This window comes from Herbaspirillum chlorophenolicum (assembly GCF_001189955.1).
Lineage (GTDB): Bacteria > Pseudomonadota > Gammaproteobacteria > Burkholderiales > Burkholderiaceae_D > Herbaspirillum > Herbaspirillum chlorophenolicum.
Genome location: NZ_LFLT01000029.1, coordinates 22,402 through 43,776 on the forward strand (window position 1 = coordinate 22,402; position 21,375 = coordinate 43,776).

At 63.0% G+C, this 21,375-nt stretch carries 16 protein-coding genes and 1 pseudogene; 11 read left to right on the forward strand and 6 right to left on the reverse strand.

The window, feature by feature from the left end:
- Positions 1-120: 120 nt before the first annotated feature.
- Positions 121-621 carry a chloramphenicol phosphotransferase CPT family protein gene (locus AKL28_RS16760; protein ID WP_050469295.1) on the reverse strand — a complete coding sequence of 167 codons (501 nt, stop codon included), beginning with the start codon at positions 619-621 and terminating at the stop codon, positions 121-123.
- 176 nt (positions 622-797) lie between these two features.
- Here AKL28_RS16760 and AKL28_RS16765 point away from each other — a divergent pair, with 176 nt between their 5' ends.
- From AKL28_RS16765 to AKL28_RS16780, 4 genes are all read left to right on the forward strand, one after another.
- Entirely contained in the window at positions 798-2,924 is a 2,127-nt protein-coding gene (locus AKL28_RS16765) for an ATP-dependent helicase (protein WP_050469296.1), read from the forward strand.
- Between the two features lie 59 nt (positions 2,925-2,983).
- Positions 2,984-4,021 (forward strand): hypothetical protein, encoded by a 1,038-nt coding sequence (locus AKL28_RS16770; RefSeq protein ID WP_050469297.1) that lies wholly within the window; start codon positions 2,984-2,986, stop codon positions 4,019-4,021.
- A complete protein-coding gene (gene recJ / locus AKL28_RS16775; protein WP_050469298.1) occupies positions 4,018-5,712 on the forward strand; it encodes a single-stranded-DNA-specific exonuclease RecJ in 1,695 nt (564 codons plus the stop codon). The genes AKL28_RS16770 and recJ overlap by 4 nt, the downstream gene beginning before the upstream one ends.
- A gap of 236 nt (positions 5,713-5,948) precedes the next feature.
- Positions 5,949-7,634, forward strand: coding sequence for a sensor domain-containing diguanylate cyclase (locus AKL28_RS16780; protein WP_050469299.1), 1,686 nt, complete (start codon positions 5,949-5,951; stop codon positions 7,632-7,634).
- On the opposite strand, the gene AKL28_RS16785 is transcribed toward AKL28_RS16780, so the two are convergent.
- Entirely contained in the window at positions 7,576-8,307 is a 732-nt protein-coding gene (locus AKL28_RS16785) for a hypothetical protein (protein WP_050469300.1), read from the reverse strand. The genes AKL28_RS16780 and AKL28_RS16785 overlap by 59 nt on opposite strands.
- 273 nt (positions 8,308-8,580) lie before the next feature.
- Entirely contained in the window at positions 8,581-10,527 is a 1,947-nt protein-coding gene (locus tag AKL28_RS16790; protein ID WP_050469301.1) for a PhoX family protein, read from the reverse strand.
- A 222-nt stretch (positions 10,528-10,749) separates the two neighbouring features.
- Here AKL28_RS16790 and prfB point away from each other — a divergent pair.
- The 5 genes from prfB (at position 10,750) to AKL28_RS16815 (ending at position 16,360) form a co-directional block, all read left to right on the forward strand.
- A protein-coding gene (gene prfB, locus AKL28_RS16795; RefSeq protein WP_141916427.1) for a peptide chain release factor 2 occupies positions 10,750-11,854 on the forward strand; the annotation gives its coding sequence in 2 pieces (ribosomal slippage) (positions 10,750-10,830 and positions 10,832-11,854; 1,104 coding nt in all).
- A gap of 75 nt (positions 11,855-11,929) precedes the next feature.
- Positions 11,930-13,471 (forward strand): lysine--tRNA ligase, encoded by a 1,542-nt coding sequence (gene lysS, locus AKL28_RS16800; protein WP_050469303.1) that lies wholly within the window; start codon positions 11,930-11,932, stop codon positions 13,469-13,471.
- A gap of 316 nt (positions 13,472-13,787) precedes the next feature.
- A complete protein-coding gene (locus tag AKL28_RS16805) occupies positions 13,788-14,405 on the forward strand; it encodes a glycine zipper 2TM domain-containing protein (RefSeq protein WP_050469304.1) in 618 nt (205 codons plus the stop codon).
- A gap of 415 nt (positions 14,406-14,820) precedes the next feature.
- Positions 14,821-15,732, forward strand: a complete 912-nt coding sequence (locus AKL28_RS16810) for an alpha/beta hydrolase (protein WP_050469305.1) — start codon at positions 14,821-14,823, stop codon at positions 15,730-15,732.
- A gap of 145 nt (positions 15,733-15,877) precedes the next feature.
- Positions 15,878-16,360, forward strand: a complete 483-nt coding sequence (locus AKL28_RS16815; RefSeq protein ID WP_174525385.1) for a DUF4118 domain-containing protein — start codon at positions 15,878-15,880, stop codon at positions 16,358-16,360.
- A 78-nt stretch (positions 16,361-16,438) separates the two neighbouring features.
- On the opposite strand, the gene pdxR is transcribed toward AKL28_RS16815, so the two are convergent.
- A complete protein-coding gene (gene pdxR / locus AKL28_RS16820; RefSeq protein ID WP_050469306.1) occupies positions 16,439-17,917 on the reverse strand; it encodes a MocR-like pyridoxine biosynthesis transcription factor PdxR in 1,479 nt (492 codons plus the stop codon).
- Positions 17,918-17,975: 58 nt separating this feature from the next.
- On the opposite strand from pdxR, the pseudogene AKL28_RS16825 reads away from it, so the two are divergent.
- Positions 17,976-18,762: pseudogene (locus tag AKL28_RS16825) on the forward strand (GNAT family N-acetyltransferase); the annotation flags it as partial.
- A 20-nt stretch (positions 18,763-18,782) separates the two neighbouring features.
- Here AKL28_RS16825 and AKL28_RS16830 read toward each other — a convergent pair.
- Positions 18,783-19,682: a LysR family transcriptional regulator gene (locus tag AKL28_RS16830; RefSeq protein WP_050469308.1), complete on the reverse strand. Its 900-nt coding sequence runs from the start codon at positions 19,680-19,682 to the stop codon at positions 18,783-18,785.
- A 157-nt stretch (positions 19,683-19,839) separates the two neighbouring features.
- On the opposite strand from AKL28_RS16830, the gene argC reads away from it, so the two are divergent.
- Complete coding sequence (gene argC / locus AKL28_RS16835) at positions 19,840-20,772, forward strand: N-acetyl-gamma-glutamyl-phosphate reductase (protein WP_050469309.1); 933 nt, start codon at positions 19,840-19,842, stop codon at positions 20,770-20,772.
- A gap of 79 nt (positions 20,773-20,851) precedes the next feature.
- On the opposite strand, the gene AKL28_RS16840 is transcribed toward argC, so the two are convergent.
- Complete coding sequence (locus AKL28_RS16840; RefSeq protein ID WP_050469310.1) at positions 20,852-21,232, reverse strand: nuclear transport factor 2 family protein; 381 nt, start codon at positions 21,230-21,232, stop codon at positions 20,852-20,854.
- Positions 21,233-21,375: the final 143 nt, after the last annotated feature.

The following is a 21,375-nucleotide window of genomic DNA, read 5'->3' on the forward strand; positions in this document are numbered from 1 at the left end:
AGAACCCAGTTTTCCCCATAGGTTCTCGGCAATACGAAGTTTAAGAACCTGACGCGGCCTTGAACAGGCGCTTGGCTCCGGCAGCCTCAACAGCCATCGAGGCACGGACGTCACTTGCCATCAAGCTTTCTGCGCCCGCCACCGGCTCCACTGGGCAACGATATCCGCTGCGATTTGCACTGTCGGTTTGGTCGAATCGACAATCATGTCGTAGCGGCAGAACCCATGCGTACGCAGATGAAACTGCGCTTCGCCCACATATCGGTTGCCTCGCGCCAGCTCACGGCGCTCGAGTTCCTCGAGCGGCGCATGCACGCCGATCCAGAATACGGTATGACCGGCAAGCAACTGTTGAAGCGTATCGGCCCAGGCCTGAGCCTCGACAATGTGTTCAACAAGGAGCTGATTGCCCGCATCGGCGAAGGCCGCGATGGAGCGGTGGAAGCCATCGAAGAAGCGCTCGCGTTCCTCGGAATTGCGCGCAAGGGGACGAAAGCCGGCCTCGGCCAGCTGGTCGGACGCGTAGTAACAGAAGGTTTCAGGCAGCACGGCACGCAGCGCGTGCGCGATGGTGCTCTTACCGGCACTCGATGTGCCATTGAGAAAGATGATCTCGCTCATTGCCCGCTCAATGTCAAAGCCCCAATGGTCATTCCATGTTCAACGCGCCACATCATCGGCAACACCGCTAAAATATGTACGTCCATCCAGTATTCTGAAGTTATTGTCGCCGAGAGAATACCTCTTTTATATATACCGCACAAAGCTCTCCGCAGCCCCCAGCACCGAATACGCCCATGCAGCCAGATCCAGCCGCCCCTGAAGCCCCCGCGCTTGCCGTCACCGACGATACAGGCAAGGATCCCTTTGCCAAGCTCAATGAGGAACAGCGTGCCGCGGTAGAACATGGCGGCGAACTGCCACCCGCCCAGCAAGATCCCTTGCTGATCGTGGCCGGCGCCGGTTCCGGCAAAACCAGCACGCTGGCGCACCGGGTCGCCAAATTGATCCTGGACGGCGCCGATCCGCAACGCATCCTGCTGCTGACCTTTTCGCGCCGTGCCGCCGCCGACATGGGGCGGCGCGTCGGCCAGGTGATCAGGAAAGTGATGCAACTGCCGCCCTCGGCGTCGCCGCCGGAACTGCCGTGGTCGGGCACATTCCATGCGATCGGGGCACGCCTGCTGCGGGACTACGCGGTGCAAATCGGATTGGAAAAAGATTTCACCATCCAGGACCGGGGCGATTCGGAAGACCTGATGGGCCTGCTGCGCCATGAGATGGGGCTGACGGCCACCGACAAGCGCTTTCCGCTGAAGGCCACCTGCCTGGCCATCTATTCGCGCGCGGTCAACACCCGCGAAGATCTCCACACGGTGCTGCACACGCAATTCCCCTGGTGCCTCGAATGGGAAGCCCAGTTGGCTGAACTGTTCTCAGGCTACGCCGACGCCAAGGAAGAACAGCACGTGCTGGACTACGACGACTTGCTGCTGTTCTGGGCCGACATGCTGTCCGACGTCGAGCTGGCACGCCACGTGGGCGAACGCTTCGACCATGTGCTGGTGGACGAATACCAGGACACCAACCGCCTGCAGGCCGAGATCCTGCAGCGCATGAAGCCCGACGGCGCCGGCGTCACGGCCGTGGGCGACGACGCGCAATCGATCTACTCCTTCCGCGGCGCCACGGTACGCAACATCCTCGAGTTTCCCTCGCTGTTCTCGCGTCCGGCACGCATCGTCACGCTGGAACGCAATTACCGCTCGACCCAGCCGATACTGGCGGCGTCCAACGCCGTCATCGCCGAGGCTCCCGAACGCCACCACAAGAACCTGTGGAGCGACCGGCCATCCTCGCAAAAGCCGCAACTGGTGCTGATACCGGACGAAGTGGAACAGGCGCGCTGGATTGCCAACCGGGTGCTGGCGCACCGCGAACAAGGCCTGACGCTGAAATCGCAGGCGGTGCTGTTTCGCACTGCCACGCACAGCGCAGCACTGGAGCTGGAACTGGCCCGCCGCAACATCCCCTTCCTGAAATTCGGCGGATTGAAGTTCCTGGAAAGCACCCACATCAAGGACCTGCTCTCGCTGCTGCGCCTGGCGCACAACCCCAACGGCCGCATGGCGGGCTTCCGTGCGCTGCAACTGATCCCGGGCATCGGCCCAGCTACCGCCAGGAAGGTACTAGACATGATGGCCGCCGCCACCGATCCGGCCGACGCCCTGCTCAATTTCACCCCGCCGGCCAATGCGGCGCTGGAGTGGCAGGCCTTCGCCGACACCTATGCGCTGATGCGCCGCGCATCGGCACAATGGCCGAGCGACATCAATGCCGCGCGCGACTGGTACCTGCCGCAACTGGAGCGCAAGTACGATGATGCCAGCGCCCGCAGCACCGATATCGAACAACTGGCCGCGCTGGCCGGCGGCTACGCCTCACGCGAGAAGTTCCTGACCGAACTGACGCTGGACCCGCCCGAATCCAGCAGCGACTACTCAACCCCGCCCTATCGCGACGAGGACTACCTGACGCTATCCACCATCCACTCCGCCAAAGGCCAGGAATGGCGCTCGGTGCATGTGCTGAACGTGGTGGACGGTTGCATCCCGTCCGATCTCGCCACCGGCAGCGAAGCCGATATCGCCGAGGAACGCCGCCTGCTGTATGTCGCCATGACGCGCGCCAAGGAATACCTGCACCTGGTGGTGCCGCAACGCTTCTACGTCACCCAGCAGACGCCGCAAGGGGACCGCCACGTCAACGCCATCCGCAGCCGCTTCATCACGCCGCGCATGCTGCCGCATTTCGAGGACAGCCTGTGGTTGTCCGCGGAAACCAACGGCGCACGCACGCCCATGCCCGAGAGCGTCAGGATGCTGGTGCGGCAGCGGGCCAAGAGCGCCTGGCAGAAGAGCTAGACTGGCCTCCACATCGCCATCGTCCCGGCGCAGGCCGCCAACCGCTAAAATAGCGTCCCATGAATCAACTCGACATCCTCATCCCCTTCGCCCTGCCCCCGGCTGAAATGGCGCGCGACCTGCTGCGCCAATGCCAGGCGCCGGCGCTGGCGATGCTGCTGGCCCGCGGCAAACATGCCGCACCGACGCAATCCCACGACCCTTTTTCGCGCGCCTTGCCGCATGAGCACTGGCTGGCGCAGCGCTTCGGCCTGCCACAGCCGGCGCAGGACTGCAGCCCGGCCGCCGCCGCGGCGCTGATGCGCGGCCTCGGCCACCCGCCGGCCGCCGGCCAGTGGTTCGTGCTGCATCCGGCCCACATCCACGTCGCACGCGACCACCTGGTGCTGACCGATGTGGCCCAGTTACAGCTGGATGAAGCGCAATCGCAGAAGCTGTTTGCGTCCGCTGCCCCGCTGTTCACCGAAATCGGCCATGAAGTGGTGTATGGCGACGCCCACACCTGGTTCATCCGCGCCGACGCCTGGGCCGGCCTGCGCACCTCGACCCCGTCCGCCGCCAGCGGCCGCAATGTCGATATCTGGATGCCCGAAGGCCCGGGAGAACTGGCCTGGCGCAAGCTGCAAAACGAAGTGCAGATGCAGTGGTTCTCCGAAAGCCTGAATGAAGAGCGCGAGATGCGCGGGCTGAAGGCGGTTAATTCAATGTGGATCTGGGGCGGCGCCGATGCCGCGGTTTCCGCCACGCCGGCCTACGCTGCCAGCTATGGCCTGAACGGCTGGACGCTGGCATTCGGCGCCGCAGCTGTCACGCCGCCCACCGCCGCCGGGATCGCCTCCGGCAGCGGCCACCGCTTGCTGCTGCTGGACCAGTTGGTGGAGCTCGCCCTGGCCGAAGAATGGGGCCTCTGGCTGCAGCGCATGGAAACCTTGGACCGCGAATGGCTGGCGCCGCTGCTGGCATCGCTGCGCAGCGGCGCCTTCGACGCCATCAACCTGATCCTGACCGGCGCCGACAAGTCGGTACAGATTTCCACCACACGCGGCACACTGCGCAAGTTCTGGCGCAAACCCTCATTACAAAGACTAGCCGCATGATCCGCATCGCCACCCGCCCCTACTCCATCCAGCAATCCGAGCAACTGATTGCCGAAGGTGTGCACCCGGTGCTGGCGCGCGTGTACGCAGCGCGCGGCCTGGCCAGCGCACGCGAGCTGGCGAGCGAGCTCAATGCCCTGATCGCGCCGTCCGGGCTGTTGCATATCGACGCCGCCGCGAGTTACCTGGCCGACGCCATTGCCGCACGCAAGAAGCTGGTGATCGTGGCCGACTACGATTGCGACGGCGCCACCGCCTGTGCCGTAGGCCTGCGCGGCTTGCGACTGCTGGGTGCGCAGGTCGACTACATCGTCCCTAACCGTTTCGAATACGGCTATGGCCTCACGCCGGAGATTGTCGAGCTGACCGTGCGCGAAAAATCTCCCGACGTGATCGTCACGGTCGACAACGGCATCGCCAGCATCGACGGCGTGGCCGAGGCCAAGCGGCGCGGCATCGACGTGGTCGTCACCGACCACCACTTGCCAGGCGACGCGCTGCCGGACGCACAGGTGATCGTCAACCCGAACCAGCCCGAATGCGGCTTCCCCAGCAAGAACCTGGCCGGGGTGGGCGTGATGTTCTATGTGCTGCTGGCACTGCGCGCCGAGATGCGCAAACGCGGCATCTTCGACGCGCAAACCCAGCCAAGGCTGGATACGCTGCTGGACCTGGTGGCGCTGGGTACGGTGGCCGACGTCGTCAAGCTGGATGCCAACAACCGCATCCTGGTGGCGCAGGGCTTGAAGCGCATGCGCAGCGGCAAGATGCATCCCGGCATCGCCGCGCTGTTCCGTGCCGCCGGACGCGAGGCGCGGCGCGCCACGCCTTTCGACCTGGGTTTTGCGGTCGGCCCGCGCCTGAATGCGGCCGGACGCCTGGCCGACATGTCGCTGGGCATCGAATGCCTGACCACCGACGATGAAGGCCGGGCCTGGGCCATTGCGCAGGAGCTCGACACCATCAACCGTGAACGGCGCGATATCGAGGCCGGCATGCAAGACACCGCGCTGAACCTGCTGGACGATTTCAACCCGGCCGACCGCCGCACCATCGCCGTGTTCGACGCGTCCTGGCACCAGGGCGTGATCGGTATCGTGGCTTCGCGCCTGAAGGACAAGTTCTACCGCCCGACGATCACCTTCGCGCCCGGCGACGAAGGCTTCATCAAGGGTTCGGGCCGCTCGATCGCCGGTTTCCACTTGCGCGACGCACTCGACCTGGTCTCCAAGCACGCGCCGTCGGTGATCACCAAATTCGGCGGCCATGCGATGGCGGCCGGGCTGACCATCCATGCAGAGGCTTTCGATGCCTTCGCCCAGGCGTTCGAAGCGGTAGGCCAGGACTGGCTGACGCAAAACCAGTTGGAGCGGGTGATCGAAACCGATGGTGTGCTGGAGGATGCCTATTATTCGGTGCAGTTCATCGGTGTGATGGATGAGCAGGTATGGGGCCAGGGCTTCGCGCCGCCGGTGTTCTGCGATACCTTCCGTGTGCTCAACCAGCGCATCCTGAAAGAAAAGCACCTGAAGCTGCTGCTGGAAAAGAATGGCCAGAAATACGACGCCATCTGGTTCGGCCACGCCGATGCCCTGCCCGACTACGCCACCGTCGCTTTCCGTCTGGACGCCAATGAATACAACGGCAAGACCACCGTGCAGTTGATGGTGGAGCACGCCGAACCGGCCTGACAAATTCCTGACGCAACCTCCTGACGCCATCAATATTGTGGCAAAGTGCAAACAAGACTCCAACAAGACCGCTGCCTGATGGCACAATGGGCTCGTGCGTATGTCGGCAGTACGTTGGCGGAACGGCCCTGATGAAAAACGGGTGCTTCCGCCAATCAGCAACCTCTTTCATCTCGGAACTGGTCCTTTGAGCGTGTTGACGATCTTAGGCAGAACAACAACACCAAACTTCGCCGATGAAGATCAAACGCTTCACTAACAGTCTTCTCACCCGCCTGGTGCTGGTCGGGATCGCGATCATCGTTTCCACTGCGATCGCACGTTACTATTTCCTGGTCAATTTCCTGGAAACCGACCAGAACATCGTCGCCGCCGAACGGCAAGGCACCATCGCCGGCTACCTTGCACAGGACATTGGCTACCATATCGAAGAACGGCGCAGCTTCCTGGAGCGCCTGGCTGCGCAAATGCCGCCAGCGCTGCTGCTCGATCCGGCCGCCGCACGCGAATGGCTGCGCGAACGTTACGAATTGCAGCCATTGCTGGCGCAGCACCTCTTCGTCGCCGACAACACCGGTTCGATCGTGGTCGACTACCCCGCCGTGAAGAACCGCAGCGCCTTGTCGCTAGCCTCCGATCCCGATTACAAACACGCGCTGGCCGGAACTGCCGTGATCGGCGAACCGCTCCTGAGCCCGGCATCGGGAACGCCGGCGCTGACAATCCTGGTTCCGGTCAAGGACGCAGGCGGCAAGGTGACGGGCGTACTGGGCGGCATCAATGAACTCAATGCACCTGGATTCCTCACCCAATTGCAGCGGGGACGCCTGGGACCGTCCGGCGGCTACCAACTGATATCTCCGTCGCGGCGGCTGGTCATTACCGCAAACGATCCATTGCTGGTTCTCACCCCGCTGCCGGCAATGGGCGCCGATCCCATGCTGGACCGCGCGCTGACAGGTTTTCGCGGCAACGGTGTCGGCCCCAACGCCAGCGGCGTCGACGAGATCAAGGGATTCGCCTCGGTGCCCGGCACCGACTGGTTCGTCACCGCCAGCCTGCCGCTGGCCTCCGCACTGCCGGCCGTGAGCCGCATGCGCCACATGGTCACGCGCGGCGGCCTGATCCAGGGAGCAGTGATCTTTTTGATCATCGCGCTGGCGTATCTCTGGTTCTTCCGCCCGCTGCGCCGCGCAGCCGACCTGGCCGATAAGATGACGCGCGGGGAAATCCCGTTATCGCCCTTGCCGGTGGTACGACGCGACGAGGTCGGCTACCTCACCATGGCGTTCAACGGCTTGCTGGCGCGGCTCAAATTGCACCAATCCGAACTGCAGCATCAGGCCCACCATGACGTCCTGACCGGCCTGCCCAACCGCATGATGCTGGCCGAACGCATGCAGCAAGCACTGGCCCGGGCCCTGTTCGAGCAAAACGGGATCGCGCTGCTGTTTCTCGACCTGGACGGGTTCAAGCCGATCAACGACTCCCTCGGGCATAAGGCGGGCGACCTCGTGCTGCAGGAAGTCGCCCGGCGCCTGCGCCAGGTGGCGCGCCACAGCGATACCCTGGCGCGCGTGGGCGGGGATGAATTCGTCCTGCTGGCAACCGACCTGGGCGCTCCCTTGGAAAACGGCGCCCGCGCATTGGCCGAGAAATGCATCGCGACGGTCTCCGAGCCGCTAGTGCTGGGGCAGAAGGAATACCAGTTGGGCGTCTCGATCGGGATTGCCGTCTGCGACGGCCGCTGCGATGCCGACAGCCTGCTGCAAGCCGCCGACCAGGCCATGTACAGCGCCAAAGCCAGCGGCCGCGGCTGCTATGTGATCGCGCCGGCCGGAATGGGCTGTAGCCACGCCATCGTCAACGCACCGGCAGGAACTGGAAAAACGAACCGCCCAGCAGGTTCTGCACATAGCTGATCCCTGCGCGGCGATATTTCTCGGTGATGAAGGTAGCGAGCAGGTCGAGGCGCCCGACGATCTTGCCGAACTCCCGTTCGAAACTGAGGTTGCGCATGTCGGCACTGATCTCGTCGGACAGCAGCAGCGGACCGCCTGCCGAATTGCGGCGGCTGGCCAGTATCCAGGCGCCGATTTCGACATTGCGCGCGGCGTTGTACAGGTGCTGGGCGTCCAGCCCGTCGATGAGGAAGAATTCGATCTTGTTGCCGTGCGCGACGATGATCATGTCGGCGGTGGCATAGATGAAGGCGGCCACACGGTCGCCCTTGAAGTCCGGACCCAGCGCCAGCGCCATGGCGGCAATATCGCGCTTGCTCTGCAATTCGGGCCACGGCTGGCGCTTCTCCACCGCCTCCCGCACCTTGCCGAGCGCCTCTTCCCGGCTGGCCGCGGTCTTTTTCCACTCCCCCGGATTACGCCGATAGAGCTTGTCCATCAGCAGGTAGAGTCCATCGAGGTTGGCGCGCATGGCCAGCGTGGCAATCCGGTTGGTATCGGACTGTCCCATCTCGCGCGAACTGGCGTCCGCGCCCTTGACCTGCCCATGCGGCGCCGGGGAGCTGGCGCATCCGGCCAGCAAGGCGGTGCATAGCAGCGTAATCGGAAGGAGGTCTGTTCTGGTTATCGTCATCGGCAGGCAAGTGAACGCAAGCTGATAGGACTTGATCCTAGCAGATTGCGTTCACTGCCCGAATAGCGATTTCAGGCCGATGCCCTCTCAGAACCTGTTCAATGTCTCGGCGGGAGTTGGGCAAGTGTCATTTCAGGATGGGATGCAAGGCGCAAAACGCAGCCGGGCCGGTGGCCCGGTGAGGCTTTGCAACGCCGCAGACCGCCTGAAAGGACATTTGGACAACCCCGCCGAGACATTGAACAGGTTCTCAAGCGTGACCCGATCTAGACATCAGCCCAAGGGAACTCCGGTCAGATAACCCACCGTGGCGCCGAAACGATCCCTGTAGTTGGCGCGCACCAGCGGATCGAGCGTGTCCTTGACCTTGTCGTGCAAGCCCTTCTCCCAGTCGCCGGCGTGCTGGAAATTGCTCATCACGTAGGTCCAGCCATTGATCTCGTCGACCGCATGCAGGCCGGTCGACTCGGCGCCGGCCGGACAGGACAGCACGCGCGTCAGGGCCTTGGTATCGACGTTGTAGGCCCACAGGAAGTTGTTGACGTGCATGCCGCTGTCTTCGCCGATGAATAGCGTGCGCAGCTTTTCCGAAAACTTGATGTTGTCCGGGTTGGCGATACTGTCTTGCGCCGCCAGGTTGCCCAATGCATCCGGCGTCTTCAGGTCCACGCCCACCAGTTCGGCGGGTGGCGCCATATCGATCGCTACCCATTCGCTGGCGATGGCATTGCCCGTCGCGTCGCTCTGGCCGCCGCGCAGATTCAAGGCATATACGGCGCCGGCCTTGGGGCCCTGCACCTTGATGTGGCCGGAACCGTCCAGCATCGAGGTCTGCACATAGGACATGGCCGAATAGGCGATCTTGTCGCGCGCGTTGACGGTGGTGCCTTCCATCTTGGTGAAGCCCAGGCTGCCGCCGGCCAGCGCGGCGTAGCGGTGGGTTTCCAGAAAGGCGGCGGCCTTCTGCATGCCCGGCTTGACGCGCACCCAGTTGGACTTGCCGTTGAACGGAATCTTGGAAAACGAGCCGTCGGAGGGATCGCTGGTGCGGATATCCATGATGTCGGACGCCTTGTAGCGGTTGGCCATGGCCTTGATTTCATCGCTGGTGGCACTGCCCAGCTTGACCCACGACAGCTTGCCGGCCCCTGGGCCCACGCCCGAGACCTGCTCCCAGCGCGCCACGTACAAGGTGCCCGCCGACAGGTCGGCCGCACGGTCGGCGATGAACATGAACAGGCCGCCATTGGTGGCGTCGTCGCCCATCAGCACGGTGCGCTGGTCGGGCATGACCTGCACCAGTTCGTGCGAGATGCGGCCCAGGCAGTAATGCTTGCGGATCGAACCGGTGCCATCCGCATGCACCGTGACTTCCGGCAAGTGGCCGTAATGATAGGGATTGGCGCGCGCTTCGTCGCCGTACAGGTTCTTGCTGAAAGCCTTGAATTGCGGATTGGAAGCGATGGCGGCCGCGTCCGGCTCGTACTCTTCGCTGGAAAGGTGGGTGTTCCACGGCGACAGGCTGGCGCCGCAGGTGATCCACAGGCCGTTGACCTGCGAAGTGTCGACGTTGTGGTACTTGACCAGCGACAGCTTGCCCGAGGACGGCTCCTGGTCCAGCGTCAGCACCGCGATCGGCGAAGGCAACTGGCCGTACATCGCAGCCTGCTTCTGGTCGCGCGTGGTGTATTCGAACTGCACCACGGCAAACACCGTGCGCCCCTTCACGCCGGACACGCTGGCGCCCTTCACGGTCAGCAGCGACGAGCCATCCGGGCAGTCCGAGAAGAACTGGCGCTCCTTGCCCGGCACCGAGCGGTCGATGATCGGCTGGTTGTTGATATCGACATAACCACCGGCCAGGATGGTACCGCCACGGCCGTCCGGCACCATGTCGCCGGTCATGAAAAAGGGCTGGTAGGCCAGCTTGTAGCTTTGCTTGCTGCCGTCGGCAAAGGCCACTTCCAGCGCCGAGCCTACGGTGGTGCTGGCCATCGCCGCCGGATTGGCCAATGTCGGCGCAGGCATGCCGGTGAAACGGGCCGAGACGAAGGGCTTGCCCGAGCCTGGTGTGGCACAGGCCGACAGCGCGGCGGCAACGCCGCCGGTCAACGGCAGCAGCGGCGCGGCGGACAGCGCCTTGAGGAGGCTGCGGCGGCCGGCCTGTGGGATACAGTCTTGGGCGTCGGATTGGATGGCGTATTGCTCGGGCTGTCTCATCGATGTTTCTCCGGATTAACTTGAGGGAACTGATGCATTGTCAGTCTTTTGTCAGCAATGCAAGTGCTGCGATGGTATCGGCCGAAAATGACAACTCCATGACCGCACCCGCTCATGGGATAAATGTGTCCGCATCTCAAATCGCTTCGAAGATGCCTGGATTATCCCGGGCGACCTCTCTCCTCTTGTATAATGTGAGGTTTGATCGCAAAAGAAACCGTCATGGAAGCAGAACGCCTCAATTCCCTCCAATCCTTGCTCGACGACCTGGCCACCCGCGCCACCGAGCTACGGAGGTATCTTTGACTTCGATGTGAAGTCGGAGAAACTCGAACAAGTCAACGCCGAACTGGAAGACCCGAACGTCTGGAACGACCAGAAGCGGGCGCAGGACCTCGGCAAGGAAAAGAAATCGCTGGAAGCGATTGTCCATACCCTGATCAAGATCGACGCCGACCTTGGCGACGCCAAGGATCTCTTCGAGATGGCGCGCGAGGAAAAGGATGAAGACACCATCGCCTCCATCGAAAGCGATGCCGAAGGCCTGAAGAAGCTGGTGGAAGAAATGGAATTCCGCCGCATGTTCAGCGGCCAGATGGATGCCAACAACTGCTTCATCGACATCCAGGCCGGCGCCGGCGGCACCGAGGCGCAAGACTGGGCTTCGATGCTGCTGCGCCAGTACCTGCGCTATTGCGAGCGCAAGGGCTTCAAGGCCGAAATCCTGGAACAGTCCGACGGCGAAGTGGCCGGCATCAAGACCGCCACCATCAAGGTCGAAGGCGATTACGCCTACGGCTTCCTGCGCACCGAGACCGGCGTGCACCGCCTGGTGCGCAAGTCGCCGTTCGATTCGAGCAACGGCCGCCATACCTCGTTTTCGAGCCTGTTCGTCTACCCGGAAGTGGACGAATCCTTCGACATCGAGATCAACCCGGCCGACGTGCGCGTGGATACCTACCGCGCCTCCGGCGCCGGCGGCCAGCACATCAACAAGACCGACTCCGCTGTGCGCCTGACGCACGCGCCCAGCGGCATCGTCGTGCAATGCCAGAACGACCGCAGCCAGCACCGCAACCGTGCCGAAGCGTGGGAAATGCTCAAGTCCAAGCTGTTCGAGCTGGAACTGCGAAAACGCATGAGCGAACAGCAAAAGCTGGAAGACTCCAAGACCGACGTTGGCTGGGGCCACCAGATCCGTTCCTATGTGCTGGACCAGTCCCGCATCAAGGACCTGCGCACCAACCATGAAACCGGCAATACCAAAGCGGTGCTCGACGGCGATCTCGACGACTTCATCGCCGCTTCGCTGAAACAGGGCGTCTGACGACGCGTGCCGCGGGGCCCTGCTCCGCGGTGCCGCAACCTCCGACCGACCGTTCAACATTCAAGAATTCCAACCATGACCACGCAAAACAACAACGCCGCCCAGCCGGCAGCCGACGAGAACAGCATCATCGCCGAGCGCCGCGCCAAGCTGGCCGCCATCCGCGAACAAGGCATTGCCTTCCCCAACGATTTCCGTCCGTCCGAGAAGGCATCCGAGCTGCATGCCAAATACGACGGGCTTGAGAACGAAGCGCTGGAAGCCAATCCGGTGAACGTCTCGGTGGCCGGTCGCATGATGTTGAAGCGGGTCATGGGCAAGGCAGCCTTCGCTACCCTGCAAGATGCTTCGGGCGAGCGCGCCGATGGCCGCATCCAGCTCTACGTGACCAAGGACGTGACCGGCGATGAAGCCATGGCCGCCTTCAAGCACTACGACCTGGGCGATATCCTGGGCGCCGAAGGCACGCTGTTCAAGACCAAGACCGGCGAATTGTCGATCAAGGTGACCCGCCTCAAGCTGATCACCAAGTCGCTGCGCCCGCTGCCGGACAAGTTCCACGGCCTGGCCGACCAGGAAATGAAGTACCGCCAGCGCTACGTCGACCTGATCATGAGCGAGGAAACCCGCCGCACCTTCAAGGCGCGCACCGCCGCCATGTCGTCGATCCGCCGCTTCATGGAAACCAACGGTTTCATGGAAGTGGAAACGCCGATGCTGCACCCGATCCCGGGCGGCGCCGCGGCCAAGCCGTTCATCACCCACCATAACGCGCTGGACATGCAGATGTTCATGCGCATCGCCCCCGAGCTGTACCTGAAGCGCCTGGTGGTGGGCGGCTTCGAACGCGTGTTCGAAATCAACCGCAACTTCCGCAATGAAGGCGTCTCGCCGCGCCACAACCCGGAATTCACGATGATGGAGTTCTACGCCGCCTACGTGGATTACCAGTGGCTCATGGGCTTCACCGAACAGGTGATCCGCCAGGCCGCGATCGATGCCCACGGCACCGCTACCCTGACCTACCAGGGCCGCGAACTGGACCTGTCCAAGCCGTTCGACCGCCTGACCATCACCGGCGCGATCGTGAAGTACGCGCCGCAGTACACCGAGGCGCAACTGGCCGATATCGAGTTCCTGCGCACCGAGCTGAAGAAGTTCGGCGTCAAGACTGATCAGGCCCCGCTGGCCGGCGCCGGTATCGGCGCACTGCAGCTGGCGCTGTTCGAAGAAACCGCCGAATCGCAGTTGTGGAACCCGACCTACATTATCGACTACCCGGTTGAAGTGTCGCCGCTGGCGCGCGCCTCCGACACCGTGCCGGGCATTACCGAGCGCTTCGAGCTGTTCATCACCGGCCGCGAAATCGCCAACGGTTTCTCCGAGCTGAACGATGCCGAAGACCAGGCCGCGCGCTTCCAGGCGCAAGTGGCCGCCAAGGATGCCGGCGACGAGGAAGCGATGTACTACGACGCCGACTACATCCGCGCACTGGAATACGGCATGCCGCCTGCCGGCGGCTGCGGCATCGGCATCGACCGCCTGATGATGCTGATCACCGACTCGCCCAACATCCGCGACGTGATCCTGTTCCCGCACCTGCGCCGCGAAGACTAAGTGGCTGCTGGAGCCTGTTGCCGCAGGTTCCAGGCAACATCCGGCTCTCCTGTGCACTTTTCCGCATCCCGGCTCCGGGATGCGGACCTCCTTCTTCTGTCCCGCCAGCGCAACATTGCCGTTGCAACAACACGCACCGGCGAACCGCTGCCAATCCCGCCGCATGCGCCTTCCCTCCTGATCAGCTTGAACGTGGCTAACATCCGCCTTTCCAGTCATTACAAGTTTTTACAACTGACACACTATCTGGATTTTTTTTAGTGCCGTACCTCGCCATAATCAGCTCCACATCAACAGAACAAATGGAGAGGCCATCATGGACACTACCGTTACCAAACAATCATCTTCGAATCGTCTGCACCCGCTGGTCGCCGGTGCAGCGGTTGCCGTCATCCTGGCCAGCCTGGTCGGCGTCGCCGCCATCACCGGCTTGCTGCCCAGCTCGAACAGCACCAACTCGCCGCAGCAAGTGGCAGCAATGGAACAGCAGTCAAACCAGCCGCAGTCCAATATCCAGCAACAATTGCCGCCCCAGCCGGCACCAGTCAGGCAAGCCGTAGCAGCCAATGCCCCCGCCCAGGCAGCCCCGGCTCCGGCCATTTGCAATAGCTGCGGTGAAGTGGTCGCTGTGCGCGCAATACAGCACACACCCAGCACCAGCGGCGTAGGCATTGCCGGCGGCGCCATCGTCGGTGGCCTGCTGGGCAACCAGATCGGCGGCGGTACCGGCCGTACGCTGGCCACGGTCGCCGGCGCAGTCGGCGGCGGTTACGCCGGCAACGAAGTGGAAAAACGTACCCGTACCACCACCAGCTATGTGGTCGACGTACGGATGCAAAACGGCAAGACCCGCAGCTTCCCGCAAACGGCCGACAACTGGCGCGCCGGCGATCAGGTCCGCGTAGTCAACGGCCACCTGGAAGGCCGCGGCTAAACCTGCCACGACAAGACAAACCGCTGTGCAGCCCTTCGATGCAAATCGAAGGGCTTTTTTCATTGGGCCGGGATTTCCGTGTACCAGATGTCAACTTCATGACAACACGACTTCCTCCCTGTAAACCTGGAATGGCCTTGTTGCGTTACAAGAAAATAATGCCGCCCGATTCCCGTCGATTGAAACTCCCCCACTCAGGAATACTCCTAATAGACGCATCGGAACGATTAACGCTGGCAACATTCAGCCCGGACGGTTAGACTTTTGCAAAAAAGCACGCCCGCGCCACGGGTGACCATGGAAATGCATCCAGGAAACATAGAGCGCACGCCAAGCAGCCGCGCCATCCTGCATGCTCGGGGGCGAATGGTTCGCCAGAAAGATTGCCGGCTTGAATGCCGGCTAATAACGATTTATGGACTCACCGTCATCCACTGACATCACAGCAGCCATTACCGGCTCACTGGCTGAAGAACGCCACGGCGGCCCGCACAAAGAGCATGCCGTCATCCTGCTGCACGGCCTGTGCGGTTCCCAGCTCGAACTGGGCTCGATCCCCAAGCAGTTGAAGAAAGTCGGTTGCGCCGTCATTCCGATGACCATCGACAACTATTCCGCTTCGCTCACCAATCCGCGCGTCTCGCCCAATTGGGAAGACTGGTGTGCCGCCGTCGAAAGCAAGGTGGCGCGCCTGCGGGAAGAGTTCAAGACAGTTTCCATCTGCGGCCTCAGCATGGGCGCGACACTGGCGCTGGCAGTCGCCTCCCGCAGCAACGAACTGCTGAGCGTGGTCCTCCTGTCGCCAGTGCTGCAATACGACGGCTGGTCGGTGCCGTGGTACCAGAATCTGCTGAAGGTGGTCTACGACGCCGGCATCCGCAACTGGTCGTACAAGGAAAGCGAACCCTACGGCATCAAGAATTTCGACATGCGCCGGCGCGTGGCCAACGCCCTGGAAAAGGATGGCGTAGCGGCAGTCGGCGCGGCGTCGATACCGGCGCGCCACCTGCGCGCGGCACAGCGGATGATGGCTTATGTGCGCGAGTCGCTGCCGATGGTGCGCGCCAACACGCTCATCATCCACTCCATCGACGACGAAACCGCCTCCCCGAAGAATGCGGAAATCATCCTGCAGGCCATTTCCTCGGAGGTACGCAAGGTGATCTGGCTGGGGGACTGCTACCACATCATCACCGTCGACAACGAGCGCGAGATCGTGACCAACGAAACAGTGATGTTCATCAAGCGCGGCATCGACCTGCACGGCAACGAGCTGTCGCGCAAGTACCTGGCGCATTCCTCGCCGCTGAAGGACCGCCGCCAGTAAGCCGGCGCCCCTGAATGCGGCATCTGCAACAAAAAAGAGCCTGCCCGTAAGTTCTTTGACAGATAAGTTCCTTAACATGAGGTCATTGCGCTGCAACGCAATGCAAGAGAAGATGGACCCAATCCGTACTCATTCCAGAGCCGTCATGAGCCTGATCAAACTCAAGAATGCAAGGAGCTGGCGCCCGCAAGGCCTCCGTCCGCTCTACATCAGTGTCGCCGGGTTCGTTGTGGCCTTCGGCCTGCGCTATGCCCTCGCCCCCTTTGTCGACGAAGCGCTGTCGATGCTGTTTTTCGCGGTCAACTGCATCGTCGTCAGCTACCTGGCCGGCTACCTCTATTCGCTGGGGTTGCTGGTCGTCAGCATTCCCACCGCGATGTTCTTCTTCCGCAAGCCGTTCTACATGATCGACGGCATCAATGACAAAGACATCTTCATGATCATCGTCTACACCGTGATTGTCATGACCGCCTCCATCATCATCGAATGGCTGCAGCGCGAGCGCTATGCCGCCGTACTGCAGCAGCGCGTCTCCGAAACCCGCTACCAGTTGCTGATCGAATCGGACCAGGCGCGCCGCGCCGAATATGGGAAACAGTTCGAAAGCAGCGCCGCGGCAGAAGGCTGACAAGGCCAAGCCAATTCCTCCAACCTGCCGTCCCCTGGCAAGCGCCGCAATGGCAACTATCGCGCGGCGCACCTTCAATCAACGCGCGGCCTTGCGCAATATCCCTCCCAGCCGCTGGATCAACGGCAAGAACTGGTCTTCCGACGTATTGCCGTAACCGATCACCAAGCCATTGCTGGACGCCTGCGCGCCTGATGCGGAAAACGACGACAAGGCCCCGATATTCATCCCCACCGCGCGCGCCGCGGCGCTGATGGCGATATCCCCATACGCTTCCGGCAGCCGCACCGTGAGATGCAGTCCACTGTCGCCGCCCAGCACCTCATGCTCCATCTCCAGATGCGCATCCAGCGCCTCCCGCAGCGCCTTCTGGCGCTCCCGGTACAAACGCCGCATGCGCCCCAGGTGCCGCGAGAACTGCCCGCTGGCGATGAATTCCGCCAATGCCAGTTGCTCCAGGCGATGTCCGCCGCGCAGCAACTCGGCCAACGCCGGATAGGCGCCCTCGCCCGCCGATTCAGGCAGCACCAGGAAGCCGATGCGCAAGGCCGGGAACATGGTCTTGCTGAACGTACCCACATACAGCACCGGCGCCTCCGGCAACAGCCCCTGCATGGCAGGTACCGGATGGCCGCGATGGCGGAATTCGCTGTCGTAATCGTCCTCGATGATCCAGCTTCCGGCCCGATGCGCCTGTTCAATCAGCGACAACCTGCGCGCCAGCGACAGCACGGCGCCGGTTGGATACTGGTGCGACGGCGTCACATGCACCAGGCGCGCCGGCCGGGTGCGCCACAAGCGCTCGGGGATCACGATGCCCTCACCATCCACCGCCATGCCCACCGTTTTCAGGTCACCGGCATGGAAGGCCGTACGCACCCCGCCATAGCCGGGATCTTCCATCCAGGCCGTATCGCCGGGATTGGAAAACAGGCGCACGCACAGCGACAAGGCGCCCTGCGCGCCCTCGGTCACCACCACCTGCGAGGCCTCGCAACGCACGCCACGCGCCACCCGCAGATATTGCGCGATGGCGGAACGTAACGCCGGTTCGCCCAAGGGTTCGCCATAGCCCAACACCAGCGGCGGCGCCCGCCGCAATGCGCGCTCCTGCGCACGCAACCAGGCATTCAAGGGAAACCGGCTCAGGGCTGGCATGCCCGGCGTCAACGGCAGGGAGCGGTCGCCCGCATCGCGCGTGAGTGCCATGGTCTGCATACGCCGCGACTGCCCCGGCGTTGCCCGCATCGCCGACGTTTTGGGCAGCGTCCGCGCAAGCTTGTCCGAACCGCGCGGCAGCAGTGACAACGGTGCCACCCGCGTCCCTTGACGGTCGGCCAGGGCATACCCTTCGGCAACCAGTTGTTCGTACACCGCCAGCACGGTATTGCGGGAAACCTGCAGCTCCTCGCACAAGGCGCGCGACGAAGGTAGCCGCCCCCCGGCGGCCAGGCGCCCATCCAGGATGGCTTGCTTGAAGCGCTCCAGCAACTGCTGCTGAAGCGAAGGCGCGCCGGGGCCATCGGCCAGCGAGGAAAAAAGAAGGGAATCCGTCATTGAGCAAACCACAAGAATCGTGGCTCCATAATATTAGCTAACAGTGGTACTTTTTATGATGCCACGAAACCGCTATCGTTTGAATCATCCCAACCGCAAGCGTCCATCTCGACGCCAACCATGCCATGAGCAACGACAGCAGCAAAAGCGCCACCACCAACGCCTGGAACCAGCCTATCGGCTTTCCCATGTCCGACTGGCAGGCACGTCCGCGCCCGCAGCGCATCGTGCATGAAGGCAGCTACTGCCGGCTGGAACCGGTCAGCGCCGAACGCCACGCCGCCGACCTGTACGAAGCCTATGCCCAAGCGCCAGACGGCAGCGACTGGACCTACATGACGGGCGGCCATTTCCCCGATCCGACCTCCTACCTCCGCCATGCGCAGCTGCTGGAAAAGAGCGAAGACCCGCTGCATTACGCCGTCATCGACAACGCCAGCGGACGCGTCGTCGGCACCATGTCGCTCATGCGCATTGAACCCGCGCATGGCGTGATAGAAGTCGGGCATATCGCACTGTCGCGCCAGCTCAAACGCACACGCGTGGCAACCGAGGCGCAATTCCTGCTGATGCGCTACGTATTCGACCACCTCGGTTACCGCCGCTATGAATGGAAATGCGATAGCCTCAACGCACCTTCCCGCAATGCAGCTCAGCGGCTGGGATTCAGCTTTGAAGGGATTTTCCGGCAGGCCATCGTCTATCGCGGCCGCAACCGCGATACGGCCTGGTTCTCCATCATCGACGGCGAATGGCCAGCGCTGCGCACTGCCTTCGAACGCTGGCTGTCTCCGGCCAATTTCGACGACCAGGGCAAACAGCGGCAGCCGCTGTCAGCGTTGCGCGCGTGATGCGGCCTCTTCGTTCACGCCTGCTTGAGCGCCCATAACGCATCCAGCATGTACTGCGTGGCCGGTTCAGGCTCGCCGGCCCGATATGCAATCCCCAAAGGGCGCCACAATTTCGGCTTGAGCGGCCGCATGGCGATACGTGGATCGGTGGGCGGCACGCCCATTTCCCGCTGGCCCACTTCATGCGGCAGCAATGTGGCGCCATAACCTGCCGCCACCAGGCTTTTCACCGCATCATTGAAATTGAGCTGGATGCGCGCCGCCGGATGTTCGCCGGCGGCCGCGAACCACTCTGCCGTCAGGCGCGACAGCCGCGTATTGGGCGCATTCAGGATCAGCGGCTGCGCCGCCAGCCATTGCGGCGTGACCGTACGCGGCGCATCCCATCCGGCCGGGACGAACGCCATGACCGGATCGCGCCGCCACGGCTTGACCGACAAGCCGTCGACCGCCGCCTGCGGCAGCGCCACCAGGCCGATATCGAGGGTGCCGCCGGACAGCCGCGCCAGGGTCTCTTCCGATGTCAGCACCATGACCTGCACATCGATGCCGGGATGGCTCTGCCCCACCATTTCCAGCGCCTGCGGCAACAGGTAGGCAATGGCCCCGGTCGATGCCCCCAGGCGTACCCGCCCCTCCAGCCCCTGTACCTGGCGCTTGACCTCTTCCAATGCCTGCTCGGCATCGGCCAGCAATTGCCGCGCCCGGGCGACCAGCGTCTCGCCCACGCCCGAGGGCCGGACCCGGCCGCGCTGGCGCAGCAGCAAGGTCGCGCCGATACGGCTTTCCAGCTCGCTGATGTGCAGGCTCACCGTGGGCGGCGCCAAATGCAACGCCCGGGCGGCGGCGGCGAAAGAGCCAAGGTCGACAATGGCGACCAGAGTACGCAGGCGATCGAGATTAAGTTCACGCATGGTGACTGACGGAAATGGATTGGATTTAACCGATCATTCAGAAAACCTGAATCATCCCTTTTAAATATTCAACTTTTCCAATTATAGGGTTTATCGCAAGATGACTGCCTGAACCCATCTCAACGCGCCGTACCGGCGCACCGACAGGAGAACCACCGTGAGCAAGCTTCCGCTGATTTTCATCGACGGCGACCAGGGCACCACCGGCCTGCAAATCAATGAGCGCCTGCGCGGCCGCACCGACCTGCGCCTGCTGACCTTGCCGTCCGCTGAACGCAAGGATGCACTGCGCCGCGCCGAAGCCATCAACTCGGCCGACATCGCCCTGCTGTGCCTGCCGGACGCCGCCGCGCGCGAAGCCGTGTCGCTGATCGACAACCCCAAGGTACGCATCATCGACGCCAGCTCGGCGCATCGCACCGATCCCCAATGGACCTATGGTTTTCCGGAAATGTCGCCCGACCAATCGGAATACATTGCCAGCGCGCTGCGCGTAACCAACCCCGGCTGCTACCCGACCGGCGCCATTGCCCTGCTGCGCCCGCTGGTGCAGGCGGGATTGGTGCCGGCGGATTATCCGCTGGCGATCCATGCGGTATCGGGCTACTCCGGCGGCGGCCGGGCACAGGTCGAACAATACGAAGGCGCAGACGCCGCCAACGCGGCGCCCTTCGTCACGTACGGCCTGGCGTTGAAGCACAAGCACCCGCCGGAAATGCAGTTGCACGCGGGCCTGACGCAGCGCCCGATCTTCGTGCCGTCCTACGGCGCCTTCCGCCAAGGCATCGTCCTGACCATTGCCCTGCATGCGCGCCTGCTGCCTTCCCATGCCAGCAAGGAAAAACTGCGTGCGGCGCTGGAACGCCACTATGAAGGCGCACGCCACATCAAGGTGTTGACGGCCGAGCAAGGCACCGCCGCCGAACGCCTCGATCCCACCTTGCACAACAACAGCAACGACATGACGCTGGGCGTATTCGGCAACGATGGCGAAGGCCACATCCTGCTGTGCGCGGTATTCGACAACCTGGGCAAGGGTGCATCGGGCGCGGCAGTGCAGAACCTGGACCTGATGCTGCGCGGCATGTGAGCCGGCACCATCGGAAAGCATGAAAGCCGGCGGCATGGCTGCCGCCGGCAACGCACAGGAGTGTCGCTACAAAGACCGTTCAGGCATGCTCGGGAATCTGGTCGAGAAAGCCGGTAACATCCTTGATGCGGCCATCTTCCAGCACCACGAAATCGGTGCCCTTGACCGGGCCATCCGCGCCATCGGGGCCGAGCGACCACGAAAAGCGCAGGTGGGAACCGTGCAAGTCCGGCGTGCCGAGCAAGCTGAACTTCCAGCCCGGAAAGCGGCTCTGCACGGCCCCGATCAGCCCGTCGATCTGCTCGCGGCCGGTGCCGCTCATCATCGGATCGACGTAGCTGGGCGCTTCGCTCCATGCCGATTCCAGCAGCAGCTTGCGTTGCTGCGGGTTGCTGGCGTTCCAGGTGTCCAGATAGCTGTGGGCCAGGATGGCGGCGGTGGTTTGGCTGGCGTTGCTCATGCTTCTCTCCTTCAATGTGATGGGAAATAAATGGATTGCTGCGGCACTGCTTCGAACTTCTGCCGTTGTTCACGGTGAGTGAACTATCGCCGTCTTCGCACGGCCAGTCGATTACCTTGGAGGTAATGGACTGCATGCACGCC